Origin of the sequence: Sphingopyxis indica (assembly GCF_032879645.1) — a bacterium.
GTDB classification, from domain to species: Bacteria; Pseudomonadota; Alphaproteobacteria; order Sphingomonadales; family Sphingomonadaceae; genus Sphingopyxis; species Sphingopyxis indica.
In genome coordinates, this window is sequence record NZ_CP076394.1 from 2979146 (window position 1) to 3001608 (window position 22463).

The 22463-nt window shown below is 68.5% G+C and carries 21 protein-coding genes and 1 tRNA gene; 2 read left to right on the forward strand and 20 right to left on the reverse strand.

The window, feature by feature from the left end:
* Window positions 1–27: 27 nt before the first annotated feature.
* The 20 genes from KNJ79_RS14025 to KNJ79_RS14120 all read right to left on the reverse strand — a co-directional run bounded on the left by KNJ79_RS14025 (window position 28) and on the right by KNJ79_RS14120 (window position 21140).
* Window positions 28–276 carry an Arm DNA-binding domain-containing protein gene (locus KNJ79_RS14025; protein ID WP_317151550.1) on the reverse strand — a complete coding sequence of 83 codons (249 nt, stop codon included), beginning with the start codon at window positions 274–276 and terminating at the stop codon, window positions 28–30.
* Between the two features lie 164 nt (window positions 277–440).
* Window positions 441–516, reverse strand: a tRNA-Phe gene (locus KNJ79_RS14030).
* 367 nt (window positions 517–883) lie between these two features.
* Window positions 884–1072 carry a DNA gyrase inhibitor YacG gene (locus tag KNJ79_RS14035; RefSeq protein WP_317151551.1) on the reverse strand — a complete coding sequence of 63 codons (189 nt, stop codon included), beginning with the start codon at window positions 1070–1072 and terminating at the stop codon, window positions 884–886.
* Window positions 1062–2033 (reverse strand): ribonuclease E/G family protein, encoded by a 972-nt coding sequence (locus tag KNJ79_RS14040; RefSeq protein ID WP_317151552.1) that lies wholly within the window; start codon window positions 2031–2033, stop codon window positions 1062–1064. The genes KNJ79_RS14035 and KNJ79_RS14040 overlap by 11 nt, the downstream gene beginning before the upstream one ends.
* Window positions 2026–2598, reverse strand: coding sequence for a Maf family protein (locus KNJ79_RS14045; RefSeq protein ID WP_089215078.1), 573 nt, complete (start codon window positions 2596–2598; stop codon window positions 2026–2028). Before KNJ79_RS14045 ends, KNJ79_RS14040 begins: the two co-directional genes overlap by 8 nt.
* Window positions 2599–2612: 14 nt before the next feature.
* Window positions 2613–2831, reverse strand: a complete 219-nt coding sequence (gene infA / locus KNJ79_RS14050) for a translation initiation factor IF-1 (protein WP_003049127.1) — start codon at window positions 2829–2831, stop codon at window positions 2613–2615.
* Window positions 2832–2910: 79 nt separating this feature from the next.
* Window positions 2911–3777: a cupin domain-containing protein gene (locus tag KNJ79_RS14055; protein ID WP_089214898.1), complete on the reverse strand. Its 867-nt coding sequence runs from the start codon at window positions 3775–3777 to the stop codon at window positions 2911–2913.
* Window positions 3774–4955, reverse strand: coding sequence for a GNAT family N-acetyltransferase (locus KNJ79_RS14060; protein ID WP_317151553.1), 1182 nt, complete (start codon window positions 4953–4955; stop codon window positions 3774–3776). Before KNJ79_RS14060 ends, KNJ79_RS14055 begins: the two co-directional genes overlap by 4 nt.
* A 133-nt stretch (window positions 4956–5088) precedes the next feature.
* Window positions 5089–6984 (reverse strand): XrtA/PEP-CTERM system amidotransferase, encoded by a 1896-nt coding sequence (locus tag KNJ79_RS14065; RefSeq protein ID WP_317151554.1) that lies wholly within the window; start codon window positions 6982–6984, stop codon window positions 5089–5091.
* Between the two features lie 168 nt (window positions 6985–7152).
* Window positions 7153–8667, reverse strand: a complete 1515-nt coding sequence (gene xrtA / locus KNJ79_RS14070; protein ID WP_317151555.1) for an exosortase A — start codon at window positions 8665–8667, stop codon at window positions 7153–7155.
* A complete protein-coding gene (locus KNJ79_RS14075; protein ID WP_317151556.1) occupies window positions 8667–9872 on the reverse strand; it encodes a TIGR03087 family PEP-CTERM/XrtA system glycosyltransferase in 1206 nt (401 codons plus the stop codon). Before KNJ79_RS14075 ends, xrtA begins: the two co-directional genes overlap by 1 nt.
* 119 nt (window positions 9873–9991) lie before the next feature.
* Entirely contained in the window at window positions 9992–11074 is a 1083-nt protein-coding gene (locus KNJ79_RS14080) for a FemAB family XrtA/PEP-CTERM system-associated protein (RefSeq protein WP_394357125.1), read from the reverse strand.
* Window positions 11056–11916 carry an XrtA system polysaccharide deacetylase gene (locus tag KNJ79_RS14085; protein WP_317151557.1) on the reverse strand — a complete coding sequence of 287 codons (861 nt, stop codon included), beginning with the start codon at window positions 11914–11916 and terminating at the stop codon, window positions 11056–11058. Before KNJ79_RS14085 ends, KNJ79_RS14080 begins: the two co-directional genes overlap by 19 nt.
* A gap of 41 nt (window positions 11917–11957) precedes the next feature.
* A complete protein-coding gene (locus KNJ79_RS14090; protein ID WP_317151558.1) occupies window positions 11958–13214 on the reverse strand; it encodes an XrtA/PEP-CTERM system-associated ATPase in 1257 nt (418 codons plus the stop codon).
* Window positions 13215–13235: 21 nt separating this feature from the next.
* On the reverse strand, window positions 13236–14945 hold the full coding sequence (locus KNJ79_RS14095; RefSeq protein WP_317151559.1) for a hypothetical protein: 1710 nt from the start codon (window positions 14943–14945) through the stop codon (window positions 13236–13238).
* The gene (locus KNJ79_RS14100) at window positions 14942–15952 is read right to left on the reverse strand and encodes an AAA family ATPase (protein ID WP_317151560.1); all 1011 of its coding nucleotides are present in this window, start codon (window positions 15950–15952) and stop codon (window positions 14942–14944) included. The genes KNJ79_RS14095 and KNJ79_RS14100 overlap by 4 nt, the downstream gene beginning before the upstream one ends.
* A gap of 14 nt (window positions 15953–15966) precedes the next feature.
* A complete protein-coding gene (locus tag KNJ79_RS14105) occupies window positions 15967–17508 on the reverse strand; it encodes an XrtA system polysaccharide chain length determinant (RefSeq protein ID WP_317151561.1) in 1542 nt (513 codons plus the stop codon).
* Window positions 17509–17553: 45 nt separating this feature from the next.
* Entirely contained in the window at window positions 17554–18207 is a 654-nt protein-coding gene (locus tag KNJ79_RS14110; protein WP_245836538.1) for an XrtA/PEP-CTERM system exopolysaccharide export protein, read from the reverse strand.
* 177 nt (window positions 18208–18384) lie between these two features.
* A complete protein-coding gene (locus KNJ79_RS14115) occupies window positions 18385–19614 on the reverse strand; it encodes a pyridoxal-dependent decarboxylase, exosortase A system-associated (RefSeq protein ID WP_317151562.1) in 1230 nt (409 codons plus the stop codon).
* Window positions 19611–21140 carry an acyl-CoA ligase (AMP-forming), exosortase A system-associated gene (locus KNJ79_RS14120; protein WP_317151563.1) on the reverse strand — a complete coding sequence of 510 codons (1530 nt, stop codon included), beginning with the start codon at window positions 21138–21140 and terminating at the stop codon, window positions 19611–19613. The genes KNJ79_RS14115 and KNJ79_RS14120 overlap by 4 nt, the downstream gene beginning before the upstream one ends.
* A gap of 35 nt (window positions 21141–21175) precedes the next feature.
* Between KNJ79_RS14120 and KNJ79_RS14125 the strand changes: the two genes are divergently transcribed.
* Window positions 21176–22174: a GNAT family N-acetyltransferase gene (locus KNJ79_RS14125; RefSeq protein WP_317151564.1), complete on the forward strand. Its 999-nt coding sequence runs from the start codon at window positions 21176–21178 to the stop codon at window positions 22172–22174.
* A 4-nt stretch (window positions 22175–22178) separates the two neighbouring features.
* Window positions 22179–22445: an acyl carrier protein gene (locus tag KNJ79_RS14130; protein WP_317151565.1), complete on the forward strand. Its 267-nt coding sequence runs from the start codon at window positions 22179–22181 to the stop codon at window positions 22443–22445.
* Window positions 22446–22463 lie beyond the last annotated feature (18 nt).

Below are 22463 nucleotides of genomic sequence, written 5' to 3' on the forward strand. Positions count from 1 at the left end.
GTTGCGTAGCGACGCTTTTCGCGGATATCAGAACGCGAACTCGGATCGGCGGGTGCAGCGGACGCAAGGGGCCTCGCGCTTATCGCGCGCCATCGCGAGGCCGGTGTCGGGATAGACACCCAAGGAAATCGTCTTTCGCTTGCCCGCGAACCTGTAGCTGAAGCGCCAGTAGCGGGCGCCGTTCGGCATCACGAGAAGATAGAGCCCGCGCTCGTCCCAGAGCTTGTACTGAAGGGCCTGCGGACGGGCGTGCGCAACGGCTGTGGCGCTGAGCATTGGCGGTAACTCCTTTCGCTCACCTGCGATAGTTACCGCAAATCTGTGCGAAAAGAGGCTGGGATGCAAAGCGACGCCCCGAGACGAGGCGAGCGGATAAATCATTTATTCGGAATGACTTACCGGACGTTCTGGGATTATTTGGAATGCCCTGAAAAGGCTAATGGTGCCCGGGGGCGGGATCGAACCACCGACACTGCGATTTTCAGTCGCATGCTCTACCAACTGAGCTACCCGGGCACGGGATTTGCGAGGCCGAGGCCTGTTCGCGAGCGGCGGCTATAGGCAGCGTGCCGCGCCGTGTCCAGCGTCTTTTCGGACCAATTTCATGCCCCTCAATCCTGGGGTCAGGACCCATTAATTGCACGTTCGAGGTTTGAAGCGATTTTGCTCAGGGCGAGGAGAAAAGGCGCAGGAATATGTCGATATTTCCAGACTTTTCGACGAAGCCATGGGCAAAATCGGTCAAATCGCGAAGCGACGCCGAAATGGCTTCGATCTCGCCTCCGCACGGCCTTGCGGGTAGCGATGCTACCCGCTGCACCCGCCCGAACCCGATCTCTTCGCCATTTCGACGCCTCGAACGTGCAATTCATGGGTCCTGACCCTAGTCGTAGCGGTCGGTCTCCATCGTGCCGTCGGGCGCCTGTTCGGCGGGAACGCGATAGTCTTCGTCGAACCAGCGATTGAGGTCCCGGTCGCGGCAACCGCGGCTGCAAAAGGGTTTATAGGCCTCGTCGCGCGGCTTGCCGCACAGCGGGCATTTGCGCGGTTTGGCGCGCGATTCACTGGGCATGGCCCGCTCCTTTGACTTGCGCGTCGGCGACGATCTCGACGCGGCGGCCGACGCGCGCCTGCAAGGCATCGACCCAGTCGCGGCGCGCGGCGATATGATCGGCAACGGCCGGACGCGCGACGAGTTGCAGCGTTCCCGTGCCGACCGCGCGCCCGGCGTGCCGCAACAGCTCGGCCGCGTCGGTCGCCACCGCATCGAATCGCACCTGCTCGATCAGCGAGGGGCGGCTGCGGCGACGGACGATCTGCATGAAGCCGAAGCCGTTCGTCGCGGTACGCTCGAAAGGTTGCGGCAGCAATGCATCGACGAGCGCGTCGACCGCCTGCCGCTCGGCGCGCCCCGCGAGCGAAGGAAAGTCGATACCGATCGCGCCGCCGACATCGCAGCAGCGCACGACCTCGATCGCCGCCGCGGCGCCGGCCTTTGCGAGATCGAGCGGATCGCCCTCGCCGTCGATGTCGATCAGCAGCATCGCCGGGGTCGGGTCGATCCACAGCGCGCCGCCGGCGAAGGGCCAATGCCCTTCACGAATCCGCTCGATCAGGTCGGACCAGCCTGCCGCTTCCAGCCGATCGGGTCCGTTCGGCGACAGCTCGACGACCGGCGCATCCGTCGCCGCGATCCGTGCCCGCAGATCGGGGCCGTCGGTGAGCGCCGCGCCCTCGCCCGCGAGGCGCGCGCGCGCCGGCTTGGCGCGGCCACGCTCGCGCAGCGCCATGCGGGTGATTTCGACGATGAGGCGGCTGCCGAGCGACAGGCCGCGCGTCCCGGACAGCGTCGCGATCGGCTCCCCGGGCGCATCGAGCGCGACCTTGCCCGGCTCGACCAGCCGCGCAGCCAGCACCGCACCGACGCGCGGGCCGTCGCTTGCGCGTTCGATCCGCGCCTCGATGATCCGACCATCCTCGGCCAGCGCCGCGCGCGTCTCGCCGATGCCGGCATCATATAGCCATTCAGCCAAGCGGCACCCCGACGCTGGTCAGCAGCGCACGCGTTTCGAACAGCGGCAGGCCGACGACGTTCGAATGGCTGCCGGACAGGAAACGCACGAACATTTCGGCGCGCCCCTGGATGGCATAGCCGCCCGCCTTGCCCATCCCCTCGCCGCTTTGGACATACCAGCCGATCTCGGTCTCGGTCAGCCGCTTGAAGGCGACGACAGTGTCCGCCACGCGGACGCGCGGCTTGCCGTCAGGGCCCACAACGCAGACCCCCGACCAGACATGGTGCCGACGCCCCGACAGCAGCGCGAGCATCCGGCGCAGATCGGCCTCGTCGGCGGGTTTTTCGAGGATGCGGCGTCCGACCGCGACCGTCGTGTCGCCCGCGAGCACGACCTCGTCCGCGGCACGCTCGACCGCGAGCGCCTTGCTTGTCGCAAGACGCGCGACATAGGCGCGGGGAAGCTCATCCTTGTGCGGCGTTTCGTCGATGTCCGGGGCCGCGATGCGGGCGGGCTCGATTCCGATCCGCGCCAGCAACTCGCGCCGGCGCGGTGACGTCGAGGCAAGAACGAGCGCGGGCATGATCGCCGCGCCGCTCACTTGAAGCGATAGGTGATCCGACCCTTGGTCAGGTCATAGGGGGTGAGTTCGACGAGCACCTCGTCGCCCACCAGAACGCGGATGCGGTTCTTGCGCATCTTGCCGGCCGTGTGGCCCAGAATCTCGTGGTCGTTTTCCAGTCGCACGCGGAACATCGCGTTGGGCAACAGCTCGACCACCTGGCCGCGCATTTCGAGAAGTTCTTCTTTCGCCATCAATCCTCTATGGGCTCGAAAAATCTGGATGCGCGCCCATAGCGGCAAATGCGCCCAATTGGAAGCGATCTGTCGCGCTTCAGTTGACCAGACGCAGCCTGCGCGCGATCCGCCAGCCGACGGTCTTGATCCGCGCATGGCCGGGCCAGCGCGGCGGCATGGCCGGGTCCATCCCCATCCGGCGCAGCAGCGCATTGGCGGCATGCGCCTCGGACTCGCGATAGCTCCATTCGCTGCGCCAGGTGATCGACAGCGAAATCGACGGCGCATCGCCATTGGCGACGAAGTGCGGCGCCATCACCGGGACGAGCACCGCGTCGCCGGGGGCGAGCGGCACGCGCTGTTGATGCCCCTCAAAGGCCTGTTGCCACGGCAGGTTGCGGTGGCCGCCGCTGTGATAGCGCTCATGCTCGATCCGGTGCGCGAAACGCTCGTCGCCCGCGGGCCAGACGTTCATCACCTTGCTGCCCCTCAGCTGCAGCAGGATATTGTGCTCGGGGTCGAAATGATAGGGCGTGATCGAGCCGGGCGAGGAGACGAAGATGAAGCCCTGCGGCGTCAGCATCGCGCCGGTGCGCGGCTCGACGACCGGTTTCAGTTCGCCCAGCAACCGCATCAGCAGGTCGCGATAGGCGGGCTCGCTCTCGATATTCTTGAGCACCGCCCAGCTGCGATTGCTGTCGATCGTGCGGATCGTCTCGCCGATCGACAGGCCGTTCGAGGGAACATCTTCGGGCCGGATGCCGACCGGCAGATCGCCCGGATTATATTCGACCTGACTGGCAGGCAGGCCTTCGCCGAGCGCCGCGAGCGCGTCGAGCGACAGCAGCGGATGGTCGGGCAGGCCGTGGCGCAACGCCCCCGCCTGCGACGGGTAGAGCGCCGCCACCCGCTCGAGCGTCTCGGCGGGAAAGACGGGGGCAGTGATCGGCTGATGCATCGTCATGACGGGTCCTGTTCCTGCCCCACCTTAGCCGCGGGACGCTTCCAGCGCCGCCACAATTTTTCGGCCCGCGCCAGCGCGTGAAAGCGCCAGCGATCGCCTGCCGCCGACAGCGGCACATTGACCCAGACGAGCCGGCGGCGCTCGCGCCAGATGCTGTCGATCATCGGATGGCCGGGCGCGGCGCAGCTGTCGACCCAGTCGATACGATCGTCGCCCAGCAGGTCGAGATTGGCCTGCTGGAGCAGGACGCCCGGCGAAAAGCGCGCATACTCCTCGTCGAACGCGGTCTTGAAGGAAAAGCCGCCCGGCGGGCAGAGGAAGTTGATCAGCATCGCGAGCGGCCGCTCGCCCAGATAGAGCGCGCGCATGTCGAGCTTGCCGGCCTCGGCAGCGCCCGCCGATATGGCGCGGAACCAGGCTTCGGTGTCGCCATGGCTGGCGAGCGCCGACCCCGCGCGTCCCTTCCACCCGCGTGCTTCGAGCGCCAGGAACGCGTCGAGCCACGGATCGAGCGCCTCGCCCGCCTGCCGGCGGCGGATGACGATCGCCCCCTCTTCGGCCAGCCGGTTCGCTTGCCGCCGGAGTTCCTTGCGCTTCTTGGCGCGCATCGCCGCGTCCCAATAGGCGTCGGGTGAGAGATCGCTTTCGAGCAGCGCGCGTTCTTCGTGGTGAACCACTTCGGCGTCGCCGCCGCGCATATGCGCGACCTCGATCAGCTTGCGGTGGAGCGGGCCGTCTTCGGTCAGCCGCGGGATATGGACGAGCGTCTTCGCCCAGGTCGCGGCGTCGCACCAGCCGAGGAGGATCGACCAGAACAGGCCTTCGAACCCCGCGCGCACGAGCGGCGCACCATGGAAATGATTGGGATGCGCCCAGCCTGCGACGTGTCGCAGCGGCAGACGGCCATAATGGAGCGCGGGGGCGAGCGGCATCACGCCGATCACCGCCCCGCCCTCGCCGTCGCGCACCATCACGAGCCGCGCCTGCCGCTTGGGATCGAGCAGGTGCAGCGCCGATTGCAGGCACCAGCGCTCGGCAAAGGGATTGGGCTCGCTCGCATCCGCGGCCAGCGCGTCCCATGCAGCGGCAAGCTCGTCCGAGAGCGACAGGGGATCGACGACACGCACCGCCAGCGGCGCGGCAGGCCCGGCGGCCGGGAAAGCAGGATGGACCGTCATCGGATGCAGCCTAGCCGCGAAGCGTTAAAAGGTGGTGGCGATTTTGATGGGACCTTCCCCTTGTGGGGGCTGACGGTAGGTCGCTGCCATTTTTAAAGCCCCTCCTCTGAAGAGGAGGGGGTGGGACAAGGCTTCAAATCCCGAACAATTTCGCGAGCGATTTTTCGAGCATGAAGAATTGCCAGATCAGCCGCCCATGGTCGCGCCGCCCCGACTGATGCGCGGCGACGATCCGTTCGATCTCGGCCATGTCGAACCAGCCCGCGCGCGCGAGCGTCGATGAGGTCGAAAGCGCACGCGCCTGAGCGGTCAGGGCCCCACGGAACCACTGCGACACGGGCGTCACGAACCCCATCTTGGGCCGATAGAGAATATCGCGCGGCAGATAGGGCTCCATCGCCCGCTTGAGGATCGCCTTGCCGGTGCCGCCCTTGACCCGCATCGCGGCGGGAAGCGCCGCGGCGAATTCGACCAGGCGATAGTCGAGCAGCGGCTCGCGTGCCTCGAGGCTGACGCCCATGCTCATGCGGTCGGTCTTGGTAAGGATGTCGCCCGGCAGCCAGATCTTGAGGTCGGCATATTGCGCGCGGTCGAGCCGCTCGCGCGCCGGGGCCTCGGCCATCGCGCGCCAATAGCGCCCCTCGGCGACATGATCGCCGAGCGCCGCCTTCGCCGCGCCGTTGAACAGCCGCGCGCGCTGTACCGGGCCGGTGACGCCGACCGCTTCGGCATAACCCTCCGCCCCGCTCTTCGAGAGGCTCGCGAGCGTCGCGCGGGCGCGGAGCGGGCGCGGCGCCCAGTCCATCTGCGGCCAGACGCGCGCGAGCGGGCCGAGCAGGCCGCGCCGCAGCACCGGCGGGATCATCGCGCGCAGCCGCTCTTCCTGATGCTGGAAGACGAGCCGGCGATAGCCCGCGAACGCCTCGTCGGCACCGTCGCCCGACAGCGCGACGGTCACCGTCTCGCGCGCGAGTTCGCACACGCGGTAGGTCGGGAGCGCGCTCGCGTCGGCGAAGGGTTCGTCGAACAGATCGGCGATGCGGTCGATCAGCGCGAAATCGGCGGCGGCGACGGTGCGCGTGCGGTGGTCGGTCGCGAAACGCTCGGCGATCGCCTGCGCATAACCGGTTTCGTCGAGCGCCGCCTGATCGAAGCCGATCGTGCAGGTCTTGACCGCCTTGCTGCTCGCCTCGGCCATCAGCGCGACGACCGCGCTCGAATCGACGCCGCCCGAAAGGAAGGCGCCCAGCGGCACGTCGGCGACCATGCGGCCGGTCACCGCGGCGCGCATCAGGTGGACGAGATGCTCGGCCGCTTCGCCCTCGCTGGCGCGGATGCGGTTCGAGAAATCGGGCGCCCACCAGCCGGTCGGGGCGGGCACCCCCTTGCCGCGTTCGAGCAGCAGAAAATGTCCCGCGGGCAGCTTTTGCACGCCCGCGACGATGCAATTGTCGTCGGGGACATAGCCGAGCGCGAGGAAATCCTCGACCGCCGACAGATTCGCCTCTTGCCGCAACAACGGGTGGCGGAGCAGCCCCTTGAGTTCGGACGCAAAGGCGAGCGAGCCGTCGGACAGCCGCGCATAGTGGAGCGGCTTCACGCCCAGCCGGTCGCGCGCGAGGAACAGGCAGCCGCGCCTATGGTCGTGGATCGCAAAAGCGAACATGCCATTGAGCCGGGGCAGGCACTCAGGCCCCCATTGCCGCCACGCCGCGATGATCACCTCGGTATCGCCGCTGGTGCGGAAGCGGTGGCCGCGATCCTGCAATTCGGCGCGCAGCTCGCGATAATTATAGATTTCGCCGTTGAAGCTGATGGTGACGGCCTCGTCGTCGCTCGCCATCGGCTGCGGGCTGCCCTCCACGTCGATGATCGACAGGCGGAGATGGCCGAAGCCGACGCCGGGCGCGGTCCAGGTGCCCGATCCGTCGGGACCGCGATGCGCCATCGGATGCAGCATCGCGCGCAGCCGCGCCGGATCGACAGGCTTTGCTGTTTCGAGGTGAAAGATGCCCGCGATGCCGCACATATCAGAGCGACGATCCAGGCTTGATCCGCATCCCCGAGCGAAGACGAGGGGCCGGGCCGAGCGAAGTCGAGGCTGCGACGGCGCGGCTTCTCGTTTCGCTCGAAGAAGCCCCTCGTCTTCGCTCGGGGAAACGGAAATTTGATGCACCAATCATAGATGATCGAAGGCCTAGCGCAGTTTCAGCGCGCGGTCAGCCATCGCCTGCGCACCGCCCGATGCAGCGACGAAATCGGCGATGGCGCCGCGCCCGCCCTGCCCCGCTTCGCTCGACACGATCAGCGAGAGTGCGCGCGGATCGCCGCCGATCAGGCGCGCCCTGAGTTCGGCGAGCTTTGCCGCGCGCGGATCGCCCGTCGCCCGGCCACCCACGACATACCAGGTCGCCGCATCGCGCAGCAGCGGCCCCGGATGGAGCAGCCGCTCGGTCTTGCCGCCGTCGACGCCGGGCAGCGACGCGCTCCACATCCATCGGCCGTCGGGATCGGCGGCGCCCTGTCCGAAACCGACGACCTCGCGCCCTTCGTCCTGCCGTTCATAGCCGCCGATCGCGACCGTGACGCGGCGCCCCTTCGCATCGACGAAATCGCGGATCAGCCGCTGGTCGGCGCCGTCGAAGCGCGGGTGCCACGGCGTCCCCTCGCTGGGCGCCTCGCTCCAGCCCGGCGGCACCGCGAGCGGCATGGTCGCCGGCAGCTGTGCCGAACGCCCGCCGACGAGCACCGCCCAGCCGGCGAAGAGGAGCGGGATCGCCAACGCCGCCGGCACGATCGCAGACCCTCGGCCAGCGTGGCGCGGCAAGGCTTTCAGACCGCCAATGTCCACCGCCGGATCGTTCGCCGGCCGGTCGAACCAGCGCCGCGCGACCAGCATGACGAGCAGGATGACGAGCCCGAAGAAAATCCAGCCATAAAAGATATGGTCGATCCCGCCGGCGCGCTCGATGCCCCAGATTTCGGCCGCGACCATCGTGCCATAGGCGCGCAGCGCATTGGCGAGGATCGTCGTCGCGAGCGCCGCGATGACGAAGACGATCCGCCGCGGCCAGCTTTTGAAGCATAGATGCGCGGCGAGCACCGAATAGGCGAGCATCGCGATCAGGAAATTGATCCCCGAACATTCCTCGGCGACTTCGAAAAAGCCGGCGCGCGTGGTGATGAAGACGCCCTCGACCGCCGCTTCGAGACCCGACAAATGGAGCAGCGCGACGCTGATCCGCGCGGTGAAGGTCTGAAGCAGGGGCACCAGTTCCTCGCCGAAGGGCACGAGGAGCAGCGCATAGGCGAGCGGGAAGAGCAGCGCGCGGACGAACTGTCCGCCGAGCGCCGCGCCGACGACGCCCTGCAGCATCAGCACCAGCCCCAGTTGCCGGAACAGCGCCACCCCCGCCGCTTCGCCGACGAGCCACACCGCCCCCGCGCCGGCGAGCCAGAACAGCGCGGGCCACCACCAGACGGGCGTCAGCGCGCGGACGAGCGGCACGCGCAGCGACACGAGCCAGCCGATCATCGGCACCATGAGCAGGCAATGGGTGAAGGTCGAACTGTGCCACCAGATGCCCGCCATATCGGCGGCGTCGCGGTGGAACAGCGCGAGGATCGCCACCGCCAGCACCGCGAGCGCGGCCAGATGCCGCTGCCAGACCGACCAGTGCCGCGGGCGCGCCGGGTCGAAGACCGCCGCCATCAGTCCGCCAGTCCCAAAAGCTGCCCGAGCGGGGCGAGCCGCGCGTCCCAGCCGTAGCGCGCGATCATCCGCGCCCGCGCCGCCGCGCCCATTGTCGCCGCCGCGGCGGGATCGTCGAACAGGCGGCAGACGGCCCGCGCCATCGCCTCGGCACCCTCGGCGACAAGCAGATGCTCGCCATCGCTTGCGTCGATACCCGTCGCCGCGGCCGAACTCGCGACCACCGGCCGCGCCATCGCCATGGCCTCGAGCAGCTTGTTCTGCACCCCGCGTGCGAGCAGCAGCGGCGCCACCACCGCGTCGGCGGCCGCCAGCCACGGGCGGACGTCGGGCACCTCGCCGGTCACGACCACCCCCGGCAATTCGCCGAGCACGCGCACCTCTTCGGCCGGAGCGCGCCCGACGATCGCAAAGCGTGCGGCCGGGTGCCGCTTGCGGATCAGCGGCAGGATGTCGGCGGCGAACCAATGCACCGCGTCGATGTTCGGGCGATAGTCCATCTGGCCGGTGAAGACCGCGAGCGGCCCATCGCCCTCCCCGACCGGCGCGAAGGTCGCATCGGGGTCGAAGCGATCGGTGTCGATGCCGTTTTCGACCGCGAAAACAATGTCGCCGCCGAGCCCGCTTCGCTTGCGGAACAGCGCCGCCTCGGCCTCGCTGACGAACAGGCTCGCGTCGACCTCGCGCGCCACCTTCGCTTCATGGGCCGCCAGTTTCACCGCCTCGCGCGCGTGGACCCAGTGCATCGGCTGGCTTTTGTCCTGCTCGGCATAGGTCGCAAATTTCGCCGAATCGACATCGACGAAATCCATGATCACCGGGCCGTCGAACCGCGACGGCAGATATTGCGCCATCTGCCCCGAAAAGGCGACGATATGCGTGATTGTCCCGAGCGCGAGCAGCGCGCCGACCTGCTCGGCAAGCGCGGCGCTGCGGAAAAGCCGGTTCGAGATGGGCTCGCCATGCAGAACCGCTCCGGCGAGCGCGACGGGTCGCGAGACATCGCGAACTTCGATGCACAGGCTCTTGCAAAGCGGCGCCATTTTCTCCCGCGCCGCCCTCGCGTCGGCCGCATTATCGGCGAGCGCGGCGACATGCACGGGCGCGAGCTTCGCCAGCGCCTCGAACATATGCCAGCTGCGAATGCGGTCGCCGCGGTCAGGCGGCCATGGCGCGCGATGCACCAGAAACAGGATCTCGGCCATCAAAACGCATCCGTCATTGCGAGCGCAGCGAAGCAATCCAGAGCGGCCTTGCCTAGCTCTGGATTGCCGCGCGGCTTCGCCGCTCGCAATGACGAAAGTTGATGGTGCACCACAGGATCTTAACCCAGCCCGCGCGCGATCAGCGGCCCGATGCGGTTCGCGGCCCACAGCGGCAGCCTTTTCCACAGGTCGACCTGCAATCTGTATTTGGTGCTGTTCGGGTTGGTGTCGCGCGGGCGTTCGCCCGGCGCGAGCCACCGCGCATAGACGAGCGGCTGCGGCTCGAAACCCCAATTCTTCTTGTAGGACCAGGGGCCGGTTCCGACCTTCGACCGGCCGAAGTCGAAGCGGCTGCACCCCTTCGCGCGGGCATGGTTCATCAGCGCATAATACATCAGCTCGTTCGCGCGCAGGCCGCGCGCGGCAAAGGTGCCTCCGCCCCAATAGGGCATGACGGTGCCGCGCCAATAGAGGCTGAGCACGCTCGCGACCGGCGTTCCGGCGTGGCGCACCGTGAGGATGTCGGCGTCTTCGCCGAAGGCGTCGAGGACGGCGTCGAACAGCGCCTTCGGAAAGACCGGCGTGCCAAGGTTGCGTACGCTTTCAGCATAGACGCGGTAATGATCGCGCCGCTCCTTCGCGTCCGTCCCCACCGTCACGGTCAGGTTGCTCGCCAGCGCCTTGCGCACCTCGGCGCGCTGCTTGCGCGGAATGGCGAGCAATTCGGCTTCATCGTCGGCGGCGAGATCGCGCGCGAAGCCGGCATAGACGCCGTCTTCGCGCTGCCAGCCGGTGCCGCCGGGAAGCACGCCGCCGCGCAGTTCGACCGAAGGCGCGCGCAAGGTTCCGGCAAGCGTAACCGCCGCGCCTGCAAGCGCCTCCGCCGCCGTGTCACTATTCGCGAGCAACCCGCCATCGACCGCAAAGCCACTCGCGACCAACGCCTGGCCGAACAGCGGCGAGCGGATATGATGGAGCGGCAGCAGCCCGACGAGCGCCCCGCTGGCGTCGCGCGCCGCGAGCGGGTGGCAGCCGTGTCCGGTCGCGCGCGCGATCGCCTCGCACCACGCTCGGCTGTGAAAGGGCGTCGCGGAGGGATGCGCGGCAACATAGCCGTCCCACGCAGCGGGGTCGCCAAGCGGCGCGACCGCGATCTTCGCGGCCGCTGGATGCACCGGGGCGTTCACGCCGCCGCGCGCCACGGCCGGGCGCGCTCCTGCTGCGCCGGAACCAGCACGTCGGCGCGGGTCCAGTCGAATTCGTCGAGCAATTTCTTCAGCTTGCCGGCCATCGCGGCGAGACCGCTGTAGTGGCGGATCTTCGATTTGAGCGGCGCATCGGCGACGCGCGGCTGGCCGGGGTCGATCTCCCACGGATGGAAATAGAGGATCGCCGGATGCCCTTCCTCATTCATGCGCGCGATGGCCCAGCGCGTGAAACGATAGGGCAGCAGCCGCATGAACCCGCCGCCGCCCGCCGCGAGCGTGCGCCCGGCGACCCGCGCCGTCGCGACCGGCCATTCGACGAGGTCGCTGCCCGCCACGGGGCGCCACGCGGTGCGCGGGCTTTGCGGCCAGCCATAATGATCGTGGACAACGGGCGCCACGCTCGACGAATAGGCATAGCCCTGTTCGGCAAGGATCGGGTGTGCCCACGGCGTGCGCGCGTCGATCGAAAAGCTCGGCGCGCGATAGCCGCGCACCGGCACGCCGCCCAGATCCTCGAGGATTGCACGCGATTTTTCGAGGTCCGCGGCAAATTCTTCGGCGGTGAGCGTGAAGACGCGCTTGTGGTCGTAGCCGTGACTCGCAAGCTCGTGCCCCGCCGCGACAATGCGCTTGATCAGTGCCGGGAAGCGCTCGGCGACCCAGCCGAGCGTGAAGAAGGTGCCCGTGACGCCGGCATCGGCGAAAATCTGGAGTACGGCATCGCAATTGGCCTCGACCCGGCTTTCGAGCGCCGGCCAGTCGGCGCGGTCGATCGTCCGCTCAAAGGCGCCGACCTGGAACCAGTCCTCGACATCGACCGACAGGCCGTTCCGCATCGCCGCTCACCTCCGCGCGCCTTTCCATAGCCGAAAAGGGGTCAGGCCGCCCACACCTTTGATTTCGTGGGGTTCGGCGCATTTTCCGGGTCGCGTTCGACCCATTCGATGAGCAGGTCGAGCACGCGGCGCAGCGCCGCATCCTGCTCGACGAGCCGCGCTTCGAGGTCGGCGATCTGCGCCTTCAGCTCGGCGACCTCCTCGGCAGCGACCGGCGGCTCGGAATGGCCTGCCTCTTCGGCCGCCGGCGCTTCGGCGACGGCGGGCGCGCCCGCCCGGCGCTCATCGCCCGCACCGCCCAGCCTCGCTCGGCTCAGGTCGAGCGGCTTTTCAGGCACCTCGGGCGCCGCGAAAGGCGGACGGCTGCCGGCGCGGACTTCGGGCTCGGCGACCGGCCATTCGAGAGCGGTTTCGGCCTGAACGGGGGCTTCAAATGCGCGCGCCACCTCTTCGACCGGCGCCGCCAGCGCGGATTGATCGAGCCCGCGGTCGGCCTCGATCTCGCCGATCACCTCGCGGACATGCTGCGCGGTGATGCGGCTCAACTGCTCGACCGCGCCAAAGAGCAGCAGCCGGCTCACCAGCACGTTCAGCTTGCGCGGCACGCCTTCGCTATAGTCGAAGATTTCCTCGAACGCGTCGGGGCTGAAGCTGGGGTTTCCCGTCCAGCCGACCTTGCCGAGCCGGTGGAGGATATAGGGCTCGACCTCCTCGGGCTCCATCGGATCGAGGTGGTGCGTCGCGATCACGCGCTGGCGCAGCTGTTCGAGCGTCGGCGTATGAAAGAGCGTCTGGCGGAATTCGGGCTGGCCGAGCAGGAAGATCTGGAGCAGCGAATGGCCGCCGAGCTGGAAATTCGACAGCATGCGCAACTCTTCGAGCGCCGAAATGGCAAGATTCTGTCCCTCGTCGACGATCAGCAGGGTGCGGCGCCCGGCGCGGGCCTGTTCGCGCAGATATTGCTCCATCGACCGCAAAAGCTCGGCCTTGCTCTGCCCTTCCCATTCGATCCCGAACTGTTCGGCGACGAGCCGCAACAGGTCGTCGCCCTCGACCTGCGTCGACACGAGCTTCACCGCGGTCAGGCGGTTGGGGTCGATCGTGTTCATCAGATGGCCGACGAGCGTTGTCTTGCCGGTGCCGATGTCGCCGGTGATGACGATGAACCCCTCACCCTGCGCCAGCCCGTAGCCGAGATAGGACATCGCCTTGCGGTGCGTCCCGCTCTCGAAATAGAAGCTGGGGTCGGGGGTCAGCTGAAAGGGGCGTCCGGTGAAGCCGTAGAACTGATCGTACATCGGAATATCCTCTTGTCTGGATCAGAAATTATAGCGCAGGCCGAGCAGCGCCGAGCCGATGAGCTGGCTGTTGAACCCGTCCTGGTCGAAAGCGTTGATCGAGGCCGCCGCGGTGCCGGTCAGGCCGCGCCACAACCGCCGCGAATAGGAGCCCGAAAGGCCCGCCGACTGCGCGTCGGACGCGCCGGGCGCACCATTGTCGAAATAGTTGACGAAGCCGGTCACGCTGACGCTCGAATCGGCATCGAGCTGGCGGCCAGCGGTCAGGAAGAGATAATAGCTCTCGTCGACGACGCCGTTCAGATCGGCGAGCACCGACGTCTCCGGAACGAGCAGGCGGCGGCGGTCGTAGCCGATACCGACGCCATAGTTCCAGCGGCCGTAGCGCGACGAGAGCAGCGCCTGCACGCCGCTGCTCCGATACTGCGCCGCGGTCGCGCTCGCGAGTTGCGGCGAGAGGCAGCCGCCGCCCTGCTGCCCGAAGACGCACGGGCTGATGCTGCCGTCGACCGGGTTGCGCGTCGGGTCGAACTGCGTCGGCAGCGCCGAAAGCCCGCTCGACAGCCCGCGGCCGAAGCTCGACAGCCCGTCATAGACGCCGATCTGGAGCATTGTCGCATGATCGGGGCGATAGGCGAAGCTGCCGGTGTAGATGGTATCGCCATAGCGGCGTCCGACGCGCGCGGTCAGCGACGTGCGCCGGCTCGGCCGCCACATGACGCCGGCGTCCCAGATCAACCCCTCGGTATCGAAGGCGAGCTGGCGCGGCTGCGATTTGTCGGTGACATAGCGCCCGTCCGAATCGATCACCGGCCGCCCGTCGGCGTCGAGCACGGGGTCGCGCTGGCTGATCTCGATATCCTCATAACCGACGCCGCCGAGCAGCGCGACGGTCGGGCTGATCGGCACGGTCACGTCGGCGCGGACATATTTGCCGTCGTAGCGCTGGTCGAGCTGGCTTGCATCCTCGCGCTCCCAGCCGCCCGAAAGCTGCCAGCCGAACGGCAGGTCGCCCGGCCGCGCGCCGACGCTCGCCCAGGCGACATGGTTGGTCGAGCTGTCGAAAATGCCCTCGGGGATGCCGGCCGTCGCCGCGCCCGGCGTGTCGATGTCGGTCTTGGTATAGCCGAAGCGATAGCCGGCGCCGACGTCGAGCCCCGCGATGCGGCGCGCGAAGGTCGGGCCGGCGTAAAAGGAATAGACGTCGGCGATGTTCGTCGCGTCGGCGAGGAAGATGTCGGCGCTGCCATAGCCGTCGGCGCGGGTGCGCGTCGCGAGCGCGCCGGCCTCGAGATTGAAGCCGCGCGCCGCCTCGAGCCGCGCGCGGAGCAGGCCGCTGATCAGGTCCGAATCGCCGAGACCGCCCGATTCGCCGATGCGATGCTCGTAGCGCAGCGACGCGGCGACCTCGGCGCGGCGCGTCACCACCGCTGCATCGACCCCCGCGGCGAGCGTCGTATAGGTCAGGACATCGCCGCCATTCTTGAGGTCGGCGTTCAGCACCTGTCCGATTTCGAGATAGGGGGTGACGTCCACCGTCCGCTGGCGCTGCGCCTGGCCCGCATCCGCCTCGCCGCCGCCATAAGGGGTTGCGGGGCCTGTCGCCGGCGCATCCCTGTCGCCCGCGCCCTCGTCGCCCGACCATTGCGCCTGCGCGCCGCTCGCCGCCCCGGCGAGCAGGAGCGCGGCAAGCATCGCGCTGCGGCGTGCAAGGCGGAAGCGCGCACTCATTCGGCGGGGCTTCCCTGTCCGTAATAGGTGCCGAAGCGGCGGCCGCCGGGGGAGAATTTCACGCCGTTGAGCAGCAGCTGGATATGCGGGCACGCCCCCATCAGTCCGACCGCATCGCGCAGCGAGGATTCGAGCGTTTCGTCGGCGCGCACGACGATGACAAGCTGGCCGACATGCCCCGCGAGCACCGCTGCGGGCGACGCCGCGAGCACCGGCGGCGAATCGAAAATGAGGATTCGGCCCGGCGCGCCCTGCTCGAGCGCGGCGAGCAGCGTTTCGGTGCGCGCCGATGCGAGCAATTCGGTATCGTGCATGTGCTGCGCGCCGGCGGGCATCACCTTCAGCCCGGCTATGTCGGTCTGGATCATGCAATCGCCGAGCGGCAGGTGCGGGTCGGCGAGCGCGTCCATCAGCCCCGGCCCTTCGTCGAGCCCCAGCACCGAAAGCACGCTCGGCTTGGCAATGTCGGCGTCGATCAGCAACACGTCGTGATCGGCCTCGACCGCAAGGCTGAGCGCGAGATTGACCGCGGTGAAGGTCTTGCCCTCGCCGGGGTTCGCCGACGCGATCAGCACGCGATGCCCGCGCGGGACGACCGGGCGGTTGGCGGCACCCGAAAAGTTCCGGATCAGCTCGCGTTTCACGATGCGATATTCTTCGGCGATTCCCGTCACCGGCGCCCCCGGCACGACCATGCCGTGCGCTGCGAGCCGGTCGCGGTCGATCTTGCCCTGGCGCGCCGGAACGATCGCGGGGGCGGCCCTCGCCACCTCCTTGCGCGGCGACGGCGCGGACGCCAGCTCGATTTCGGGCGCGGCGGGTTCGATCTTCCCGGGCACGGGCGCCTGTTCGGCCGCCTCGATCTTGCTCCTGCTCTTCTTCTTCTCGGGCTCGGGCGGCAGCTCGGCGGGATCGATCGTCGGCCCGCTCGACGCATCTATGCCGAATATGTCGGCGGCGCGTTCGAGGAGCGACGGCTTGCGCTTGAAGGGGCGGTGTTCGTTCATGTCCTTGTCCCCCGTCACGCAACCAGGCCGCGTTGCACGAATTCGGCGACGAGCAGCAGCGCATAAAGCGCGACGAGTGCGCCCGCGCCGCTCGCCAGCCAGACGAGGCGCTTCTTGCGTTCGACCTGACGCTCGGGCGTCACGACCTCGGTGATCGAGCCGATCACCGGCAGCCCGCTTGCCCGCTCGAGCCGGGCGGCGGTCGGATAGCTGGTCCGTATCTGCGCGAGGCCGAAGGCCGCGCCGATCCCCCCCGCGATCCCTGCGAGCAGCACCGCAGTCAGGAACAGCGGCCGGTTCGGCGCCGAGGGCGTCGTCGGCTTCGATGGCGGGTCGAGCAGCTCGACCTTGATCGCGTCGGTTTCGGTCTGCACCTGCCCGCGCAGCCGCACCTGTTCGCGCTGCGCGAGCAGCTTGTCATATTGCGCCTTGAGCGCGGTATATTCGCCGTTGATCCGGTCATATTCGGCCGCCACGCCGGGGTTCTGGATCTGCTGCGACGTGATCCTGGCGATGTCGCCGGTCAGTTGCGCCTTGCGCGCACCGAGCGCGCTAACCGTCGCCTGCCGCTCGGCCCGCATCGCCGCGAGCGAGGCATAGGCCGGGTTCTGCGCATTGCCGCCGCCCCCGCCATTGCCCTCGCGCTCGGCCTGCGCCTTCAGCGCCGCGATCTGGCTCTTGACCGCGATGACGTCGGGATGCGCATCGGTCAGCCCCTTGGCGCGCATCTGCGCCAATTCGTTCTGCGCCCCCGCAAGCTGCTGCCGCGCGACCCCCGCGCCGGTCGCCGGCGCGCCGGGGACGTTGATCGTCGCCGGGGTCTGCGCGAGCTGGCCGTTCGCCGCCGCGAGCGCCGCCTGTGCGGCGACCAGCTGGCTGTCGATCTGGTTGATCTCGGCGCGCATCGCATCGACGCGCTGCGCCGGCGATCCGGCGCCGCCGCCGACGAGGCCGATGTTCGACGCCTCGAACGCCGCGCGCCGCGCCTCGACCTCGCGCAGCGCCTTTTCGCGGTCGGCGATCTGCGCGTCGAGGAATTTCAGCCCCTCGCGCGCGTCGATCCGGCCCCCGCGCAGCTGGTCGTCGCGAAACACGGTTATCAGGCTGTCGAGCACGCCCGAGGCGAGCTTCGCATTGTCGGCGTCGGACAGGCTGCCGACCCCGATGCTCGAGGTGATTTCGAAGATATTGTCCTGCTGCGGCACCACCTTGATATTCTGTTGCAGCATCGCGACCGCGCCTGCCTTTTCGCGCTCGCCCGCTGCCGCCGGCAGCAGGCCGGTGGTCACCGCGACCTTTTCCATGTTGCGCGCGCTGGTCAGCGTCGCGCGGATCTGGTCGACCTGCTGCTGCGCGCCGAGCCCGCCGGGGGTGTCGTCCGGCAATATCTGGTTGACGTCGACGAGCAGGCGCGCGCGCGAATCATAGCGGTTGGGGATCGACGCGATCGCCAGCCAGCCGAGGATGCAGATGCCCCAGGCGACCGCAAGCACGAGCCACCGGCGCGTCCAGACGCTGTGCAGCGCCACCCGGAATTCGTCGTAGAGGCTGTTCATCGGCGGGGGTCGTTCCTTGGAAGATGGCTCGGTCGCGTCGGTTCGTCAGAACATGCTTTCGGGGATGATGATGACATCGCCCGGCTGCAGGCGGACATTCGCCTTGATGTCGCCGCGCTTGATCAGGTCGTTGAGGCGCAGCGCATATTCGTGCTGCTTGCCCGTCCCCTTGTCGAAGCGCACCAGCCGCGCCTTGTTGCCCGCGGCATATTCGCCGAGCCCGCCGACCGCGATCATCGCGTCGAGCACGGTCATGTTCGCCCGATAGGGGATCGACGCCGGCTTTTCGGTCGCGCCGACGACGCGCACCTGCTGCGAAAACGTGCTGTTGAAGCTGGTGACGATGACGCTGACGATCGGGTCCTTGATATATTGGCTGAGGGCGAGCTTGAGATCCTGTTGCAGCATCGTCGGCGTCTTGCCGACCGCAGGCAGGTCGGTGATCAGCGGCGTCGTGATGCGCCCGTCGGGCCGCACCTGAACCTTGCCGCCGAGTTCGGGGTTGCGCCACACAAAGATCTGCAGCTCGTCGAGCGGCCCGATGATATATTCCTCGCCCGGCCCTTCCTGGTTCGCGACGAAATTGGCGCTCGGCAGCTGCGGCGCATCGGCCACATTGCTGCAACCGGCAAGCAGGGTCGCCGCAATGCCGGACACGAGCGCGGCGCGGGCGGCGCGGAGCGCGGGAGAGGACGTCATAATCAATTACCTTTCGACCGGCCGGGGTGAGGCCGCCCCGGCGCGGAAGCCCGTGGCGACAGCCATTGCGTCGGGCTCAGCCATGCTCGGAAAGGGTGAACATACCGTTAGTATTGGGTTATGTTCAAACCTCAGCCCGCCGCAACCTGTCCCGTTATGAAACGGAACGTGGCTGGTTCAAACAAGCATTTCGCGCGCGGGCCCCTGTCCCAGAAAGGCCGACGGGCTCGCCGACGCGCCATAGGCGCCCGCCTGGAAAATGGCGACGAGATCGCCGGCCTCGGCGCGCGGCAGCGCGACCTGATCGCCGAGCCGGTCGAGCGGGGTGCAGAGACAGCCGACCACCGATACGCTTTCGACCGGATCGGCGCCGAAGGCATTGGCGATCGCAATCGGATAGTTGCGGCGAATGACGGTGCCGAAATTGCCGCTCGCGGCGAGCTGGTGGTGGAGCCCGCCGTCGGTGACGAGGAAGGTCTCGCCATGGCTGGTCTTCCGGTCGATAATCCGCGTCAGATAGACCCCCGCCTCGGCGACGAGCCAGCGGCCGAGTTCCATCGCAAAGCGGCTCGGCCCCAGCACCGGATCGCGCGCGGCGAGCGTTTCGGCGAGCCTTGCCCCGACCCGCGCTGCATCGACCGCCGTATCGCCCGGAAAATAGGGAACCCCCATGCCGCCGCCCAGATTGACGAGCGGCGGCGGCGCGCCGACCGCATTTGCGAGGCGCGCCGCGAGCGCGACGGTCTGCGCCTGCGTATCGGCGATCGCGTCGGCGTCGAGCGCCTGCGATCCGGCGAAAATGTGAAAGCCCTGCCAGTCGGCGCCGGCGTCGATCAGGCGCCTGACGAGCCCCGGCACCGCCTCGGCATCGACCCCGAAAGGCTTGGCGCCGCCGCCCATCTTCATCCCCGACCCCTTGAGGTCGAAGTCGGGATTGACGCGCACCGCGAGCCGCGGCGCGATCCCGAGCCGCGCGCCGATGGCGAGCGCCCGTTCGGCCTCGCCCGCCGATTCGAGGTTGAGCGTCGCGCCCGCGGAAATCGCCGCCTCCAGCTCGCGGTCGCGCTTGCCCGGCCCCGCGAAGCTGATGTGCCCGGCCGCCATGCCGCTCGCCAGCGCGGCGGCGAGTTCGCCCCCCGATGCGACATCGAACCCGTCGACGATACCCGCCATATGCGCGAGCAGCGGGGCAAAGGGGTTCGCCTTCATCGCATAATGGAGCTGCACCCCCTCGGGCATCGCGGCGCGCCATTCGGCGGCGCGCGCCTCCAGCATCGCACGGTCGTAGACGAAGAGCGGCGTATCCCCTGCCCGCTCGGCGAGTTGGTCGGCGCGCGCACCGCCGATCAGCAACATGCCGTCGGGGTCGGCCGAAAAGCCGGGCGGGATCGGGCCGTGCGGCTTCACGCCGTCACCTCCGCCTGCCAATCGGCCGCGATCGCGACGCGGTCGAGCTTGCCGTTCGGATTGCGCGGCAGCGCGTCGCGCCATTCGATGAGCTTGGGCTGCATGAAATTGGGCAGGCTCTGCCTCAGATGCGCCGCCAGCGCCTCGCGGTCCGCGGCGCCCTTGCCGCGCACGATCAGCACGATCGCCGCGCCGAGCCGCGTGTCGGGGACGCCGAAGGCGACGGCTTCATAGACCAGCCCCGATGCCGTTGCCGCCTCCTCAATCTCGGTCGGGCTCACCCGATTGCCCGCCGTCTTGATCATCGCATCGTCGCGTCCGACGAAATACAGCAGCCCCTCGGCGTCGCGCCGCACCGTGTCGCCCGACCACACCGCAGTGCCGCCATAGGCCGAAGCGGGCGGCGCCGGCCGGAAGCGCTCGGCCGTGCGTTCGGCATCACGCCAATAGCCTTGCGCGACGAGCGGGCCGCAATGGACGAGCTCGCCCGGCTCGTCGTCCGCGGTAATGGTTCCGTCGGAGCGGCACACCAGAATCTCGGCGTGCGGGATCGCGCGGCCCATCGAGGCCGGATGGTCAGCGACCAGCGCCGGATCGAGGAATGTCGAACGAAAGGCTTCGGTGAGCCCGTACATCGGGTAGATGGCCGCTTCGCGAAAGGTCGCGCGCATCGCGTCGATCAGCGACGGCGTCAGCGCGCCGCCGCTGTTGGTCAGCCGCTTGAGCAGCGCCGCGACCTCGGCGGGCCAGTCGCTTTCGACGAGCTGGACCCAGAGCGGCGGGACGCCCGCGAGCGTCGTCGCGCGGTGCCGCGCGACCGCCTTCACCACATCGCGCGGCGTCAGATAGTCGAGCGGCGCGACCGCACCACCGGCATACCAGGTCGAAAGCAGCTGATTCTGGCCATAATCGAAACTCAAGGGCAGCACCGCGAGCACCCGGTCGTCGGAGATGAGTTTCAGATAGGAGGCGACGCTCTCGGCCCCGAGCCATAGATTCGCATGGCTGAGCATCACGCCCTTCGGCCGCCCCGTCGAGCCGCTGGTGTAGAGGATCGCCGCCAGATCGTCCGGCTGGGCGAGCGACGGCGGAAGGCCTTCGCCGCCCGAATCAATGACTTCTTCGGCAATCTTCAGATCCTGCACCGCGCAGCTTTCGGGTCTCCCCTCGCCGAGAGAGTCGGCACGCGCTGCGTTGGTGACAATCAATCGGGCGCCGCTGTCGGCCAGGATATGCGCGGCCTGCGGCGCCTTGAGCAGCGGGTTGACCGGCACATGGATCAGCCCCGCGCGCGCCGCCGCGAGCGGCATCAGGCAGGCGGTCCGCGTCTTCGCGCTCCAGCTCGCGACGCGCTCGCCGGGGCCGCCCGCCTGTTCGAGCAGCCACGACGCCAGCCGGCCGACGCCCGCGTCGAGTTCGGCAAAGCTCGTGATCCTGTCGCCGATCAGCAGCGCAGGCGCATCGGCCGCGCCGCGGCGGGCGAGATGGTCGATCGGATACGACGGAGGGCTTAGCGGTTCGGTCATCGGCTGTTAGGAGAGTGGTGATAGAGGGCCGCACGATGCAAGGGAACGGTGAAGATCGCGCTAATGATGCCGTGCTGCCCGCCGCAGCACGCGGCACGGGCTTCGCTTCGCCCTTCGACCGCGCGCAATGGTTCGACCTGCTGACCGCGCACGGCTTTGCAGGCGAAGGCCGCGAGGACGCCAGCGGAAGCGCGGGCGCCACGGCTGCCTGGCTACCGCTGCGCCGCGAGCGGGCCGGCCATTATTCGGGCCTCGCCAATTGGTACAGCTTCGCGATCCGGCCGCTCTACACCGGCGAAGACGAACGCCCGGCGGCGCTGGCCGACCTGTTTCGCCGGCTGCGCAGGCGCGCGGCGCGCTTGACGCTCTATCCGGTCCCCGATGCCGAAAGGGAGCCCGTTGCCGCCGCGCTCCGCTCCGCGGGCTGGTGGGTGAACGCCGCACCCAAGGGCGACCGCCACTGGCTCGACCTTGGCGGCATGGACCATGAAGGGTGGTGGGACAGCCGCCCCGGCGCGCTCAGGAATACGGTGAAGCGCAAGGCGAAGAGGGGCGTTGTCGCCATCGAACTGCGCACCGAATTCGACGCTGGCGCATGGGCCGCCTATGAACGCATCTACGCCGCGAGCTGGAAGCCCGAAGAGGGCGACCCTGCGCTGCTTCGCGCCTTTGCCGAGGCCGAAAGCGCGCGCGGCACCTTTCGCATGGGGCTGGCGCGGATTGCGGGCGACCCCGTCGCCGCGCAGTTCTGGACGGTCGAAGACGACACCGCCTTCATCCACAAGCTCGCGCATGTTGAGGACAGCCTGAAAGCCTCGCCGGGCACCTTGCTGTCGGCCGTACTGTTCCGCCATGTGATCGAGGTCGACGGCGTCCGGCGCGTCGATTTCGGCACCGGCAACGACGGCTACAAGCGCGACTGGATGAACCGGCACGAACCGCTGTGGCAGATCGAGGCTTTCAATCCGGCGCGCATCGCGGCATGGGGACCCGCGTTGAAGGCTTTTGCGCGCTCGGCACTCGGGCGCGAGTGAGGACATGAGTGTGACCGATACCGTCGATGCCAATCTCCGCGCGCTGCTCGCCGATGTTCTGGGGCTGGGCGAGGAGCGCGCCGCCGCGCTGACCGCCGACAGCGGCCTGTTCGGCGAACTGCCCGAATTCGATTCGATGGCTGTCGCGACCGTGCTGACCGAAATGGAAGACCGGCTGGGCATCCTGATCGACGATGACGAGGTCGACGGCGAAATATTTGAAACCTATGGTAATCTTCTCGACTTCGCCGAGCGGAAAGTTCGCGGCTGAGGCGGGAAGCGGGGGCGC

Excerpts from the sequence above, each read along its gene's own strand:
- KNJ79_RS14060 (WP_317151553.1), bottom strand. The coding sequence starts at position 4,955 with ATGACGGTCCATCCTGCTTTCCCGGCCGCCGGGCCTGCCGCGCCGCTG.
- KNJ79_RS14120 (WP_317151563.1), bottom strand. The coding sequence starts at position 21,140 with ATGACCGAACCGCTAAGCCCTCCGTCGTATCCGATCGACCATCTCGCC.
- KNJ79_RS14045 (WP_089215078.1), bottom strand. The coding sequence starts at position 2,598 with ATGCCCGCGCTCGTTCTTGCCTCGACGTCACCGCGCCGGCGCGAGTTG.
- KNJ79_RS14130 (WP_317151565.1), top strand. The coding sequence starts at position 22,179 with ATGAGTGTGACCGATACCGTCGATGCCAATCTCCGCGCGCTGCTCGCC.
- KNJ79_RS14090 (WP_317151558.1), bottom strand. The coding sequence starts at position 13,214 with ATGTACGATCAGTTCTACGGCTTCACCGGACGCCCCTTTCAGCTGACC.
- infA (WP_003049127.1), bottom strand. The coding sequence starts at position 2,831 with ATGGCGAAAGAAGAACTTCTCGAAATGCGCGGCCAGGTGGTCGAGCTG.
- KNJ79_RS14095 (WP_317151559.1), bottom strand. The coding sequence starts at position 14,945 with ATGAGTGCGCGCTTCCGCCTTGCACGCCGCAGCGCGATGCTTGCCGCG.
- KNJ79_RS14110 (WP_245836538.1), bottom strand. The coding sequence starts at position 18,207 with ATGACGTCCTCTCCCGCGCTCCGCGCCGCCCGCGCCGCGCTCGTGTCC.
- KNJ79_RS14100 (WP_317151560.1), bottom strand. The coding sequence starts at position 15,952 with ATGAACGAACACCGCCCCTTCAAGCGCAAGCCGTCGCTCCTCGAACGC.
- KNJ79_RS14065 (WP_317151554.1), bottom strand. The coding sequence starts at position 6,984 with ATGTGCGGCATCGCGGGCATCTTTCACCTCGAAACAGCAAAGCCTGTC.
- KNJ79_RS14035 (WP_317151551.1), bottom strand. The coding sequence starts at position 1,072 with ATGCCCAGTGAATCGCGCGCCAAACCGCGCAAATGCCCGCTGTGCGGC.
- KNJ79_RS14125 (WP_317151564.1), top strand. The coding sequence starts at position 21,176 with ATGCAAGGGAACGGTGAAGATCGCGCTAATGATGCCGTGCTGCCCGCC.
- xrtA (WP_317151555.1), bottom strand. The coding sequence starts at position 8,667 with ATGGCGGCGGTCTTCGACCCGGCGCGCCCGCGGCACTGGTCGGTCTGG.
- KNJ79_RS14105 (WP_317151561.1), bottom strand. The coding sequence starts at position 17,508 with ATGAACAGCCTCTACGACGAATTCCGGGTGGCGCTGCACAGCGTCTGG.
- KNJ79_RS14075 (WP_317151556.1), bottom strand. The coding sequence starts at position 9,872 with ATGGCCGAGATCCTGTTTCTGGTGCATCGCGCGCCATGGCCGCCTGAC.
- KNJ79_RS14085 (WP_317151557.1), bottom strand. The coding sequence starts at position 11,916 with ATGCGGAACGGCCTGTCGGTCGATGTCGAGGACTGGTTCCAGGTCGGC.
- KNJ79_RS14055 (WP_089214898.1), bottom strand. The coding sequence starts at position 3,777 with ATGACGATGCATCAGCCGATCACTGCCCCCGTCTTTCCCGCCGAGACG.
- KNJ79_RS14025 (WP_317151550.1), bottom strand. The coding sequence starts at position 276 with ATGCTCAGCGCCACAGCCGTTGCGCACGCCCGTCCGCAGGCCCTTCAG.